15 protein-coding genes and 1 tRNA gene are annotated in these 12,970 nt (G+C 31.5%); 1 reads left to right on the forward strand and 15 read right to left on the reverse strand.

Annotated features, from left to right (window positions below; genetic code table 11):
* Positions 1 to 242: 242 nt before the first annotated feature.
* The 11 genes from trxB to FP435_RS07945 all read right to left on the reverse strand — a co-directional run bounded on the left by trxB (position 243) and on the right by FP435_RS07945 (position 8,113).
* Positions 243 to 1,172, reverse strand: coding sequence for a thioredoxin-disulfide reductase (trxB, locus tag FP435_RS07895; protein WP_265483739.1), 930 nt, complete (start codon positions 1,170 to 1,172; stop codon positions 243 to 245).
* A gap of 246 nt (positions 1,173 to 1,418) precedes the next feature.
* Positions 1,419 to 1,745 (reverse strand): putative quinol monooxygenase, encoded by a 327-nt coding sequence (locus FP435_RS07900; protein WP_265483740.1) that lies wholly within the window; start codon positions 1,743 to 1,745, stop codon positions 1,419 to 1,421.
* Between the two features lie 42 nt (positions 1,746 to 1,787).
* Positions 1,788 to 2,840 (reverse strand): MMPL family transporter, encoded by a 1,053-nt coding sequence (locus FP435_RS07905; protein ID WP_265483741.1) that lies wholly within the window; start codon positions 2,838 to 2,840, stop codon positions 1,788 to 1,790.
* 76 nt (positions 2,841 to 2,916) lie between these two features.
* The gene (locus tag FP435_RS07910) at positions 2,917 to 4,362 is read right to left on the reverse strand and encodes an MMPL family transporter (protein ID WP_265483742.1); all 1,446 of its coding nucleotides are present in this window, start codon (positions 4,360 to 4,362) and stop codon (positions 2,917 to 2,919) included.
* A gap of 119 nt (positions 4,363 to 4,481) precedes the next feature.
* On the reverse strand, positions 4,482 to 4,736 hold the full coding sequence (locus FP435_RS07915) for a hypothetical protein (protein ID WP_265483743.1): 255 nt from the start codon (positions 4,734 to 4,736) through the stop codon (positions 4,482 to 4,484).
* A gap of 47 nt (positions 4,737 to 4,783) precedes the next feature.
* Positions 4,784 to 5,026, reverse strand: coding sequence for a TetR/AcrR family transcriptional regulator (locus tag FP435_RS07920; protein WP_265483744.1), 243 nt, complete (start codon positions 5,024 to 5,026; stop codon positions 4,784 to 4,786).
* A gap of 170 nt (positions 5,027 to 5,196) precedes the next feature.
* Positions 5,197 to 5,269: transfer RNA gene (locus FP435_RS07925), tRNA-Thr, on the reverse strand.
* Between the two features lie 96 nt (positions 5,270 to 5,365).
* Positions 5,366 to 5,569: a hypothetical protein gene (locus FP435_RS07930; RefSeq protein ID WP_265483745.1), complete on the reverse strand. Its 204-nt coding sequence runs from the start codon at positions 5,567 to 5,569 to the stop codon at positions 5,366 to 5,368.
* Between the two features lie 256 nt (positions 5,570 to 5,825).
* Positions 5,826 to 6,473, reverse strand: coding sequence for an NAD(P)-dependent oxidoreductase (locus FP435_RS07935; protein ID WP_265483746.1), 648 nt, complete (start codon positions 6,471 to 6,473; stop codon positions 5,826 to 5,828).
* A gap of 102 nt (positions 6,474 to 6,575) precedes the next feature.
* Entirely contained in the window at positions 6,576 to 7,676 is a 1,101-nt protein-coding gene (locus FP435_RS07940) for an ATP-binding protein (RefSeq protein WP_265483747.1), read from the reverse strand.
* A gap of 122 nt (positions 7,677 to 7,798) precedes the next feature.
* Positions 7,799 to 8,113, reverse strand: coding sequence for a YxeA family protein (locus FP435_RS07945; RefSeq protein WP_265483748.1), 315 nt, complete (start codon positions 8,111 to 8,113; stop codon positions 7,799 to 7,801).
* 311 nt (positions 8,114 to 8,424) lie between these two features.
* Between FP435_RS07945 and FP435_RS07950 the strand changes: the two genes are divergently transcribed.
* On the forward strand, positions 8,425 to 9,759 hold the full coding sequence (locus tag FP435_RS07950; RefSeq protein WP_265483749.1) for an APC family permease: 1,335 nt from the start codon (positions 8,425 to 8,427) through the stop codon (positions 9,757 to 9,759).
* Positions 9,760 to 9,805: 46 nt separating this feature from the next.
* On the opposite strand, the gene FP435_RS07955 is transcribed toward FP435_RS07950, so the two are convergent.
* From FP435_RS07955 to FP435_RS07970, 4 genes are all read right to left on the reverse strand, one after another.
* Positions 9,806 to 10,129 carry a DMT family transporter gene (locus tag FP435_RS07955; protein WP_265483750.1) on the reverse strand — a complete coding sequence of 108 codons (324 nt, stop codon included), beginning with the start codon at positions 10,127 to 10,129 and terminating at the stop codon, positions 9,806 to 9,808.
* A gap of 98 nt (positions 10,130 to 10,227) precedes the next feature.
* Positions 10,228 to 11,265, reverse strand: a complete 1,038-nt coding sequence (locus FP435_RS07960; protein ID WP_265483751.1) for a sensor histidine kinase — start codon at positions 11,263 to 11,265, stop codon at positions 10,228 to 10,230.
* A 47-nt stretch (positions 11,266 to 11,312) separates the two neighbouring features.
* Positions 11,313 to 12,287 (reverse strand): sensor histidine kinase, encoded by a 975-nt coding sequence (locus FP435_RS07965; RefSeq protein WP_265483752.1) that lies wholly within the window; start codon positions 12,285 to 12,287, stop codon positions 11,313 to 11,315.
* Positions 12,277 to 12,951 carry a response regulator transcription factor gene (locus FP435_RS07970; RefSeq protein WP_265483753.1) on the reverse strand — a complete coding sequence of 225 codons (675 nt, stop codon included), beginning with the start codon at positions 12,949 to 12,951 and terminating at the stop codon, positions 12,277 to 12,279. Before FP435_RS07970 ends, FP435_RS07965 begins: the two co-directional genes overlap by 11 nt.
* Between the last annotated feature and the right edge of the window lie 19 nt (positions 12,952 to 12,970).

Genomic DNA, 12,970 nt, shown 5'->3' on the forward strand with positions numbered 1-12,970 from the left:
CTTCACTTATTATAATAGCACTTTAAATTACATATTACAACACCTGTTATATAAAAATTTATAATTTTCTTTATTTTGCTCAAAGTATTGATATATCAACATTTATCCGAATTAATATAACGATAGCATTGTTATATTAATAACCTTTTTATAACAAAAAAGAACTTAACTTTATCGTTAAGTTCTTTTAGTAAGCATGTTATTTCCAATAAGGGAGATATTAGAAATATTATCAGAAATTATTATTCGGCTACTTTTAGGGTTTCAATATATTCAAATGCATTTTGTCCTGCAACTCCACCATCACCAACAGCAGTAATGATTTGACGGAGTTCTTTTTGACGTACATCTCCAATTGCATAAATACCAGGAATAGAAGTTTCCATTCGATCATTAGTAATGATCCAGCCATCTTTATCAGTGATGTCCAAGTCTTTAAATGGTTCAGTATTTGGTACATTTCCAATATAAATAAATGCTCCAGATGCCTTTACCACTGTATCTTCATTGGTTTGGTTATTATGGACTTTGACACCAGTCATTTTTTCACCATCACCAATGATTTCTTTAACTTCACTATCCCAAGTAAAGTGCATTTTATCATTTTTAAAAGCACGATCTTGGAGAATCTTTTCTGCTCTTAACTGATCACGTCTATGAATTAGATTTACATCATCAGTTACATTAGCTAAGTAAAGACCTTCAGAAACTGCTGAGTCTCCACCGCCAACTACAACTACATCTTCATCTTTGAAGAAAGCTCCATCACATACTGCGCAGTAAGAAACCCCACGGCCACTATATTCTTGTTCTCCAGGAATTTCTAATTTTCGGTTATTAGAACCTGTTGCAATGATTACCACAGTGGCTTCAATATCTTCTGGATCCATCTGAACAATGCGCTTCTGCCCATCAAGTTTAAGTCCCTTTACATCACCATAAACAAATTCTACATTTTGCTTTACAGTACTTTGGTACATTTTTTCTCCCAATTCGGGGCCCATAATTGAAGGAAAACCAGGGTAATTTTCAACCTCAGCTGTATTATTCATTTGACCGCCATAAACTCCTCGATCAATCATTGCAACCTTTAAGTTGGCCCTAGCAGCATATAATGCTGCAGTCATTCCACCAGGACCTGCTCCAATAACTGCTACATCATATTTTTTCATTTGTCTTCTCCTATTAAATTACACTGTATTTAATACATCTTCTGCTTTTAATTATATTTATATAATACTACTTACTTTTAATAAGTCAATGTAAAAAACTGAAATCTTGTAAGTCGTTTTACTTTATAATTTTCTTATATCATAATATACTGAAAGCGTACACAAAGTACATATACGGTAATATTTGGTAAAAAATAAGACAAGTCATTTACGGGACTTGTCTTATTTTATTTCTTTTCGCTTTAGCTACTTTCTGATAAATTTTTCATCACTTTTAATTTTTGGAGCTGGAATAAATCTTTCAACTTTCATGTGAAGATCGTACTTTTCACGTAATTTTGCTAATTCAGCCATCATGGGACTTTTATGGTGTTTATCAATAGCTTCTTGGTTAATCCAACTATCAATTAAAAGTACTGTATCTAAATCATCTGCTGGGTAGAAATATTCATAGCGTTCGTTACCTGGTTCATGTCTAATCTTATCAGCCAACCCGCTTTCTTCCATTTCCTTTACAAACTTACGTGCACTACCATTTTTTCCAGTATAGTAAAGATTGATGGTTAAACTCAAATTACTGTACCTCTTCTCTATAAAACTTATTAGTTTATTGTATCACTGCTTACTTTTAGATTTACCAAAAAGATAGATAATTGCTGGCATGAAAGTAAGAGCTGCAATTAAAGAATAGGCTGTATCTGTTACTGTGCTTGCCCCAAAGGCACTTAAGGCAGGAAAATCTGCAAAAATTATTGCTGAAAATCCAACGATTACTGTTAATCCAGACACCGTAATTGCTGCTCCAACTGAAGAAATTGCTGTTATGATAGCTTCCTTGGTATCATGCGTTTTAATTTCCTCTTGGTAGCGCTCTAAAATCAAAATTGTGAATTCAATTCCAACACCTAAAATTAATGAACTTAACGTTACAGTTACTGGATTATATTGTCCTCCTCTTGCCCATAAAGTTAAAGGTGAAGCCCCAAGAACGATAATGATTGGAACAAGTGGATATAGTGCAACTTTCCAGTTTCTATATACCACAAGTAAAACTATAAAGATAATTGCTAAACCTGCTCCGATAATTAGATAATGATTCGAAGTCATATTCTTAATTCCAACTAATTGCATCATAGTAGCTCCAGCTGCTGAGATATTAACATATTTATGCTGGCCATTAATTTCTTTATTAATTCGATTCATTAATTTCGACTGCTCATCAGAAGAAAGATTATTTTTAATCTTAAACTGAATTGCTGCATAATGATTGTTTGGACTAATAAAAGTATCCTTCATTGAAGCAGGTAAATTATTAATGATTCTATTAATGTTTTCCTGAGAAGTAGTATATTTTCCTCCAAATTGTGTATAAGCTGTTGAAATACTTTGAACACTTTCAACATCTTTATTGTCTTTCTTTACTTTATTTCCAATACTTTGAATTTCCTTAAGAGTGTTTTTATCCTTAATATTATCAGCTTTAGCTAAATAAGTTAGGTATGTAGTTGATCCGACTTTCTTTTGAAGCTTTTTCGTTTGAACTAAAGAGGGAAGATTTTCAGGAATCAACTTAGTCATATTGGTTTCTGTAGTTATCTTTCCCTCAACTGCAAATCCGAAAATTGCAATGATGACTCCAATAATTAATGTAACTCCAGCATGATTCATAATAAAATTGGCATAACGACCTAGTAATTGACCAATTTTATTAGGTCTTTCAGTTTTAACCTTTTTAACTTTTGTCTTAGTATCTAAAAGAGGTAAGACAGCAAAGATAAGAATAAATTCTACTAAGTAAACACACTACCCCAATAGCTAAAGTAATCCCAAATTGCTGCATCATTGGTGCTTTAGATAACAACATCGTCAAAAAGCTTAAAGCCATCATAATTACAGCTGTACCAACCGCAGGCCCAATATTTTTAGCAGCTGTTTGTGATGCTTGGTCAGAGATTTGTTCTTTTCGAAATTCTTCTTCATAACGATTATGGAACTGCACACCAAAATCAGTTCCTAAACCAATAATAATTGGGAGTGTAGCCATAGTGGCTAAAGTAATTGGAATATTAAGCCATCCCATGATTCCAAACGTCCAAATCATTCCAATTAACACAAAGAAAAGAGAAAATAATCGACGGCGGACTGCAAATAAAATAGTAAGAACCGCAATCATCAAGATAACAGCAATTATAACCATTTTAACCATTGTTGACATTACACTGGTTTTAATTTCACCCATAATGATTGGTTGACCAGCAAGATTTACTTCATAAGCCGAATTAAAGTGAGTGTTTTTGAGAGCCTTTTTAAGATCTTGTCTAAGTTGTACATTAGTCGACATATCACTGGTTTTATCAGTGGTGTTAACCATTATTAAAAGGTTTTTACCATTTTTAGGTAATAATTGGTCAAACTCCTTACGCACTTTCCCATTATTATCTAGCATAATGTCTCGTAATAATGGTGTAGACATTTTTTCCACGCTAGGTAGCATTTTAACTACTTTAGCCACAATAATATTTCTTTGTTTTGAAGTTAATAAGGATAACGTATATGCTTGCAATTGTTGATTTTGCTTAGCAGTTAAAGTTTCTTGCAACGCCTGATTTTGATTAGTTCCTGCTTGAACAAGCTCACCTATTTTAGCTTGCTGTGGAGTTGTTAAAAGACTCTGAGTATAAGCTTGAACTTTAGCAAGTTGCGCTTTCGACAAAGATGATTGTAAATTTTTTTGTAACTCATTTTTCTGCTTATCACTTAAATTTGCAAATAAGTCTTTTTGAAGCTTTTCATTACTAGCTGAATCACTTTGTGACATCATAGTAGAAAAATCAGATTTCTGAATTAAGTCATTTAGTAAGCTAACAACACTAGTAGTGGATTTCACATTTTTGATTTTACTAGCATTTTTACTAAAAGTAGCTACCTTTTGCATAGTATTATGAGAAATAATTCTCTTTTGCTTGCCGCTTAACATTACATAGGCAGCATCCCCACCAAAGTTTTTCTGATAGGTCTGAGTATTTTTGTAAATAGCTGACTTAGGGCTAACAAAAACATCATTTCCCATTTTCATTTGAATTCTACTTAATCCAATCCCAAAGATAACTGTTAAGGCTCCAATAATAGCAATATATAACTTGGAATGTTTAAAGATATTTTTTGCCCATTTACTGAATATTCTATTCATCTATAATTTTCAACTTTCCTTTCTTAAAATATTGATTTTAATTTTAATATAGAAAAATTGTCAATTACAGCTACAAAATATGTCTTTGTATAAAAATAATACATTTGTCTTAAAATGTATTATTTGGATAATTTTTTCATCAAATCCATTATAAATTCAAGATTTTCTTTTTCATCAGCTATTGATGTAGTGATTAATAAAGACGCTATTCCTCCCGAAATAAATTTAATTAACTTTTCTTGATTAGTAGTATTATTCAAGGCAGGTTTTAAGAAAGCTTTCTTACTTTTTTCTTCTTGATTTGCATAACTTATAATTACTTGTTCAATAATTTTAAAAAATTCATTATAAAAATTTAGTCGATTCTGGTTCAAGGGATTGATGTTTTTAATCAGGCGACTATTTTTTTGTGTAAATACTTCTAGATTTTAAAAAATGTTTCTTCTGTATTATCTTTTAGATCTCTTTCACCAATATATTCTAGTACTGCTTGAGTTAATTCATATTTATCTTTAAAATAGCGATAAAACGTTCCTCGTGTTATTAAGGCATTTGAACAGATATCATTGATTGTAATATCCTCAAATTTTTTTCGATTTAATAAACTTTCCATTGTCCTAATTAAATCTAATTGCGTTCTTTTTTGACGATTAGTTAATACCATGCTTTCTCTTTTCTTTTCAACTGATGACTTATCATCAAATTAGACAAAACTATGACAAAAAGTCTAAGCAATAATTGTCTGTAGTTTTAATATATGCAAAAAATTAACCTTTATTTATCTTAGTAAACTATCGACAAATAAAGGTTAATCCTAGTTTATATTCTATTTAATGCTGACTAAAGGATTCGAACCTTCGACCTCATCATTACTAGTGACGTGCTCTGCCAACTGAGCTAAGTCAGCATTTTTTCAACAAATAATAGTATATCAAAATATTTTTTATTTGCCAAGAATAAATTAAAAGAAAAAAGAGAAACTTATCTGTCTCTCTTCTAAAACTTAATTCATTATGTATCCTCCTGCAATAACCATCCACACAATCGAAAGTAATCCAATAATAATCATTAAGATAAATGAGATTATTGCACTTAACCAAAAGACGACCCTTTTACTGCATAACCATGAAGTCATCGTATATTCAAACATAAAGATCACCCAGCCATCAAATCCCCACGCAAGCATGTTCGCTATTTTTCCAGGCATACAAGTGAAAATCATAAACAAAATAAAAGAAATAATCAAAGAGATTACTAACGGCTTATAATACTTACTCTCTACTTGCTTTGCTGCATCTATTGTATATCTCTGCCAAAACTTTTTCATAACTTCTTACCTAATGTTGGTATCTCCAACCTGTATATTTCCATTGATTTTCTGACTTAATTTTAACTTTCTTTTGCTCTCTCTCAATTATTTTGCTTTTCCTACTAAAAAAGAAGCCTCTCATCTTCTTTTTCCATTATTCATTTACTACAGTAATTCTTTCTTGATGATGCTTAGGATCTAAAATTTCATTTACTACTACTCGTGCCATCGTTCCAGAAGTTACCTTGGACTCTTTGGCATCGTTAAATAATAATTCATCATGTCCAAGCTTAAACTTGGTTTCAGCACCAGCTTCAAATTCCATTGATGGTGAAATTCCTACCCAATCTACATCTTTTACACCACGTAAGTATTCTAATTCCTTTAATTGTTGCTTTGGTGTATTTACCCATTCTTGACTTCCCGGCATCTTTTCAATGTCTTCTACTAGCAAGTGGTGATCGTCGCCTGTTTGCAAACTTCCTGCACCTAAGATGAAAATTACTCGTTCATCGTGATCCTTGGCTAAATCTACCAGCTTCTTAGCAAGCGTAACTTGCTCCCCTGCATCAGCTGGGGCAGTTCCAAATGCATCTACTAATACGTCAAAATCCTGTAAAAGCGCAGCATCCATTGATAATACATCCCCAATTAATAAATTGGCTTCTGCTCCTAATACCTTTACTGCTTTGTCCTTATTACGAACAATTCCAGTTACTTCGAGTTTTTCTTGTTTGCTTGCTAATTTATAAATTGCACTTCCTGCCATTCCAGAAGCACCAATAATTCCGACTTTAATCATTTTATTACCTTCTTTGCGTAAAATCTTACATTACTACTTTAACGCATCAATGATAAAAAAAGATAATTTTTTGCTTATGAATTGTAAGTAGTTTTATTCCTATTACCATTTAAATTTTTCCATCTCATTTACAAATTCTTTAAAGTACGGCAAGGTAAAGGTAATTTTCCCGTATCCTCTCGTTTCAATTACTTGCGCATCTAACAAACGTCTACGATACATGGAAATATAACCGCTACTTTTTCCTAGCTTATTTCTAATTTCTGTTACTGAAATAACATTTTCATCCATCATTGCCATTGCTTGCAAAAATTCTTGATCTTTTTCCGAGAATTCCTGATAAATCTTTGTATAAGAATTTTTTTCTAATTCAGCTATGTAAGTTGGAAGAAGATCACTCAGCACGTCAGCCGTCACTTCCCCTATTTTTTTTCCTTTTTTCCATGCCAAATAACCAAGCAATTGAAATGCATATGAATATCCTTTAGTCATTTTAGTCATCATCTCTGCCACTTCATCACTTAACTCAATTCTAGATTGTGAAAAAACTTTTTTATAAGCCAAATTAATTTCAAAAAGACTTAGTGCTGAAAGTCCTATTCTGGGACTTCTTAATAAAAAGGTTAGTACATCTTCGTTTTGTAATTCAGAAACATTTTCTGGTAAGCCTGTCATTAACAAATTTACAAAAAGATTTTTCCTAATTAATAACTGATAAAATGCGACAAAAGACCGTAATTCTTTTGTAGCTTTCACTTCATCAATTGTAATCAATACGTGTATTCCCTGATTAGTTAAAGTCATAAGTATGCTTTGCAAGATACCTTGATAAGTGGAAACTGTCGGCTTACCTAAAGAAGCAGAAATTTGTAATCCTACAGCTGAAAAACTAATTCCTTTTAATGTATCCAAAATCTTTTTTATTTTATTAGTAGATTTTCGATACAAATCATCAATTAAGTTCTCTAACAAGTTATTACCCATTGCTAAATCTACTACTAACCAATCTTCTTTTTTAGATAATTTTTGACTTACTTCCGTTAAAAAAGTTGTTTTTCCTACACCCCTCATTCCATAAACAATTGCTGTTTGATACGGTGTATTCGGATTATCTAACTCTTCCAGATAGTCTTCTTGAATTTCCTTTCTTCCCAATAAAACTGGGGGAATTTTCCCAAAACTAGGATTAAATGGATTATGCACTAGTATCTCCTTTATATCTATTTATATCTTTGTTTTTCTTTTATATCTTTTTATATCTCTTTATATCTTACCATTTTAAAAATTAAAAGTCTCACTTAGACAAAAGTGAGACTTTATAATTATTATTTTTCAAATTCTTTTTTAGAAATGTAACGAATTTCTTTTACATATTGGCCTTTATGATTAATCTTAATGTATTGTTCATCTGGGTCATAACCACCAACATTATTGAGCTTATAAGCTCGTGTCTTTTTAGTATTTGGATCAATAATTTCTACGTTATGATACCGTTGCGTTCCTTTTTCTACTTTTGCATAGCTAACTGTTTGTACCACAAATGGATTAATGCGGTCAATATATGTAGCTGCATGGGATTTTACCCCTACTATAACTGCTACTGCTCCAACTATACTAAGAATTAATTCTTGTATTTTCATTCTTTCCTATTAATCTCCTTTATGTAGTATTTTTATTTTAAATAAGTGGGGGGTTTTTAGCAAGATCAACTTGTTAATTGCAATCTAATTTCATCCATGCTATTCTTTTCTTATAAGATTTTTAAATTAAAGAGGTACACTTATGAATTACACAATAAATCATGTAAATTCATCTTCCTCCTCAATCTCCTCTAATGGGATTGAGTGATTTGGTGTGCTGAAAATAATAACTTTTTAAGTCCAACTCACTCTCATCACTTTAAGTGAAGTAGTGAATTGGGCTTTTTCTTTTGTTTTTAGGGGGAATCGAAATGAATAATCAACCACCTGCTGATAAGCTTAAGCGTTCAATTGGCTTTTGGTCAGCCTTATCAATTGTGATTGGAACAATTATTGGATCAGGAATCTTTTTTAAACAAGCATCTGTTTTAGATAGTGCTAAAACTTCTACAATGACAATCTTCGCCTGGGTCTTGGGAGGAATTATTACTTTAACTGGCGGACTCACTATTGCAGAAATCGGAGCTCAAATGCCTTACACTGGGGGACTTTACGTTTATATTGAGCGTCTCTACGGTCGTATTGCTGGCTTTTTAGCAGGTTGGATGCAAGTAATTGTTTACGGTCCTGCGATCATTGCTTCAGTTGCTGGATTTATGAGTATTTTAATGGCTAACTTCTTTGGTCTCTCAAGTGCTTGGCGTATTCCTTTAGCTCTCATTACTATTATTTTTATCGGAATTCTTAACTTTTTTGATAACAAAGTTGGATCTGCTTTTTCTGTGATTACGACAATCGGGAAAATGATTCCAATTGCAGCAATCATTATTTTTGGTATCTTTTGGGGTAAACAAGACGCCTTTGGGCAAACACTTAGTCAAATCAACCATACCGGCGGTGGCTTTGGGGTAGCAGTCCTAGCAACCCTCTTTGGTTATGATGGTTGGATTTTAATTGCCACATTGGGTGGTGAAATGAAAAATCCTCAAAAGGTTTTACCTAAAGCCATTATTTTGGGAATTACCGCTGTATTAATTGTTTATACATTAATTACTGCGGGGATTTTGCGATTTATTCCTGTTGATATGATCCACAGACTTGGTGAAAATACGACTGCTTATCTTGCTACCAAAGCTTTTGGTGAAATTGGAGGTAAACTTCTAACTGCAGGAATTATCGTTTCAATGATGGGAACTTTAAATGGAAAAATTATCACCTTCCCTAGAATTGTTTATGCCATGGCTGAAAGAAAAGACATCCCTTTTTCAAAATTTCTTTCCTTCTTAACTCCAAAAGGTAAATCTCCCTTAACAGCTACTGCTTTGATTGTCGGACTAGCTACTTTAATGATGATTTTTTTCGATCCAGATCATCTTTCAGATTTATGTGTCTTTACTATCTACTGCTTTTACGTATTAGCATTTTTTGGGATTTTCATTTTAAGAAAGAAACACAATCATCGACCTTTTAGTACACCTCTTTATCCTCTTGTTCCAATTATTGCCATTCTTGGTGGTCTTTATATCATAGTAAGTGAAATTATCAACGATCCAGCTGGCGTTGGTTTATTCCTAGGAATGGTTATTATTGGCCTCCCTATTTTATATTTAGTAAAAAGATACTATTCAAAAAATACAATTAATTAAAATGAATAGATGAAAAAAGCTTTAGCTTACTTTCAAGCTAAAGCTTTTAATGTCCAGTGGAAAATAGATTAGTAATTACTACACCAATTACTATCAGGGTAATTCCTATTACCTGAGCTAAAGAAATGTTTTGATGCCAAAACATAATCCCAATAATTGTAGTTAAAATTATTCCAACTCCACCCCATGTCGCATAAGCTACGCTTAGGTTTAAAGTTTTCAAAGAAAGACTTAAGGCATAGAAACATATCAAATACGATATAACAGTAATAACTGAAGGCCATAATTTAGTAAATCCGACTGATGCTTTCATGAAGTTTGTTCCAATTACTTCTGCTACAATCGCAATTGCTAATTCCAAATATCCCATTTTAAAATCCTCTCTTAATTGTGAAATATTATAAGGATATTTTAGCAATTTTATCTTTAAAAAATAGACTTATATTTTTTAAAGTTCTCGCGTGGTTACTACAAAATTACTTCAAAGAAAGTTCCTGAAGTATTTTTATAACTAGTTTTAACGGTAATTTTGCCACCTACTAAGTCTAAAATTTGCTTAACAATACTTAAACCTAGTCCTAAGCCTTGATTTTTCTGATCATAATTACCTTGATAGAACTTTTGAAAAATCTTATTTTTTTCTTTTTCAGCTATTATCGGTCCATTATTACCGATTATTACACTAACTTTTCCTCCTCTTTTTTCTTTACAACTTATAAAAATCGTTCCTCCTTTAGGCGTAAATTTAATAGAATTGTTTAACAAATTAATCCATATCTCTCTTAATAATTCTGCGTTCGAATAAAAAGTAGCTTTTTGTACATCTAATTCATAAGATAGTTCTTTAGCTTCTAAACTTGGTAACAGCGAAATAACTGCCTTTCTTAGCTCCTCATCAATTTCTACATTTTCTTTTTCACTAATAATTGTTTTATTTTCCAAGTTAGTAAGCAACATTATTTGCCCAGATAATTTACTTAACCTCTCTGATTCTTCAGCAATAATTTTACTATATTCTTCTTTTTTGTTAACTGGAATATTTGGATCTGTTAATAATTGAGCAAAGCCATTAATTGATGCAATTGGTGTTTTAAATTCATGAGAAAATTTACTAATAAAATCTTCTTTTAATAATTCTAGCCCATTTAAGTCAGCTACCATTTTATTAAAGTTTTCAAAAGCCTTGTTTAATAAATTAGTAGAATTAGTTTCTAAACGAGTTGAAAGATTACCGTCAGCTACTTCTTGCATACTCTTAATTAACTTATTTAAAGCCTTAATAAGGGGATTTAGCACTAAATAAACTGCAATAAAAATAACTATAAGCAAAAGAAGGGTTGCCACCGCTCCGACTACAAATGGTGCTGTACCAGGAGGCATCAAGCCATAGGGCGCATGAAGTACCCAGAAAAATAGTAGTAGATCAATGATGATTACTGCTATAAAAGCAATTATTACTGAGTATCCTATTGCTGATCTTGAATACAATTTTTTCTTATTTTTCACTTTATCATTATCCTAACCTAACCTTAAAAAATGTTCCTTCTATACCATCATATGTTGACATGACACCTATCTCCCCCCCCTAGAATCTCTAGGAGTTGCTTGACTACTGTTAAACCTAATCCTAAACCAAGAGATTGCTTAGGGTGATCACCTTGATAAAACTTTTCAAATATCTTTTCTTTTTCTTTATCATTAATCTTTTCCCCGTTATTACCAATAATTACTTCAACTTGCTTATCTCTTTTATAGCAACTTACAAAGATAGTTCCTTTTTCAGGAGCAAATTTAATTGCATTATTTAACAAATTAACCCAGACACCCTTTAACAATTCTGGATCTGTAAAATAAGTTACTTTTTCTAAATTTACCTTATACTTAAGTTTCTTTTTTTCAATAGTCGCAAATAAAGAAATGAGGACTTTTCGCAACTCTTCGTCAACTTCTATTTTTTTCTTATTTGTTACTATTTTTTTATTTTCTAAATTCGTTAGTTTCATTATTTGTGTTGAAAGTTGACTTAAACGATTCGATTCTTCTGCAATTATTTTCAAGTATTCTTTTTGCTTTTGTTTTGATAATTCTTGATTTAAAAGTAAATCTGCAAAACCATGAATTGAAGTAATTGGAGTTTTAAATTCATGAGAAAACTTACTAATAAAATCTTCCTTCATAACTTTTGTGCTATCTAATTCAGAAACCATCTGATTAAAGTCAGAAAAAGTTGAGTCTAATGGATTAAATCTATTTCTTTCTAATCTTATTCTAAAATCACCATTAGCTACTTGTTTAATTGCTTGTGTCAGTTTATTAACGTAAGTAAATAAATATGTTAATACAAGATAATTCACAATAAAGCTTAGCACAAACAATAGAGTAATCATTAACCAGCCAATAATATGGGGACTTTTACCCGTATACACCGATACTCCCACTGCACCGCCAAATAATGGTGCTACTACCAGTGCAAGAAATGCAGAGTAAACAACTATTAAAAAAGAGAAAGAAGTACTTTTATTTTTCAATGATTTCCCCCTTATAACCTAATCCTCTAACAGTAACTATTTTAAATGCATCTTCATATGAAGCGCATAATTTTCTTAATTTACTAATGTGAGTTTTAACAGTATCTTCTGTACTGAATGAATCCCTTCCCCAAACTGCGTCTAACAATTGTTCCTTAGTAAAAATTTGGTCTGGCGAGGAAAGCAACTTATAAAGCAATTTAAATTCCTTTTTAGAAAATTCCACTTCTTCTTTTCCACGTACTAACTTATACGTTTGTTTATTTATCACTATATCTTTAATTTCTAATTGCTGGGGATGTTGAATATTAGCTCTTCGAATTAAAGCCACTAAACGCAACTTTAATTCTTGATAATTAATCGGCTTAGTCATGTAGTCATCTACACCATTTTCAAAACCAATTGTTTTATCTTGAATTGAATCTTTAGCGGTTAACATCATAATTGGGAAATCATATCCTGCCTGACGAACTTTCTTTACTAATTCAAAACCATCTACCTTCGGCATCATGATATCTGTAATTAAAAGATTAACTGGATACTTTTCCAAGTAATTTATAGCTTCTTGACCATCAATAGCTTGTACAATTTGATAATCATTTTCTAAATAAGCTTTCAACAGTGTTTGAATATTTTTATCGTCTTCTGCTATTAATATCTTCATAATTTATTTTTTATTTTTT

The organism is Lactobacillus sp. PV037, from assembly GCF_014522345.1.
In the GTDB taxonomy this organism is placed as follows: domain Bacteria; phylum Bacillota; class Bacilli; order Lactobacillales; family Lactobacillaceae; genus Lactobacillus.

Bases quoted from the DNA above. Each gene is read 5' to 3' on its own strand.
- FP435_RS07970 (WP_265483753.1), bottom strand. From the start codon at position 12,951: ATGAAGATATTAATAGCAGAAGACGATAAAAATATTCAAACACTGTTG.
- FP435_RS07945 (WP_265483748.1), bottom strand. From the start codon at position 8,113: ATGAAAATACAAGAATTAATTCTTAGTATAGTTGGAGCAGTAGCAGTT.
- FP435_RS07955 (WP_265483750.1), bottom strand. From the start codon at position 10,129: ATGGGATATTTGGAATTAGCAATTGCGATTGTAGCAGAAGTAATTGGA.
- FP435_RS07920 (WP_265483744.1), bottom strand. From the start codon at position 5,026: ATGGTATTAACTAATCGTCAAAAAAGAACGCAATTAGATTTAATTAGG.
- FP435_RS07950 (WP_265483749.1), top strand. From the start codon at position 8,425: ATGAATAATCAACCACCTGCTGATAAGCTTAAGCGTTCAATTGGCTTT.
- trxB (WP_265483739.1), bottom strand. From the start codon at position 1,172: ATGAAAAAATATGATGTAGCAGTTATTGGAGCAGGTCCTGGTGGAATG.
- FP435_RS07905 (WP_265483741.1), bottom strand. From the start codon at position 2,840: ATGAATCATGCTGGAGTTACATTAATTATTGGAGTCATCATTGCAATT.
- FP435_RS07935 (WP_265483746.1), bottom strand. From the start codon at position 6,473: ATGATTAAAGTCGGAATTATTGGTGCTTCTGGAATGGCAGGAAGTGCA.
- FP435_RS07910 (WP_265483742.1), bottom strand. From the start codon at position 4,362: ATGAATAGAATATTCAGTAAATGGGCAAAAAATATCTTTAAACATTCC.
- FP435_RS07930 (WP_265483745.1), bottom strand. From the start codon at position 5,569: ATGCCTGGAAAAATAGCGAACATGCTTGCGTGGGGATTTGATGGCTGG.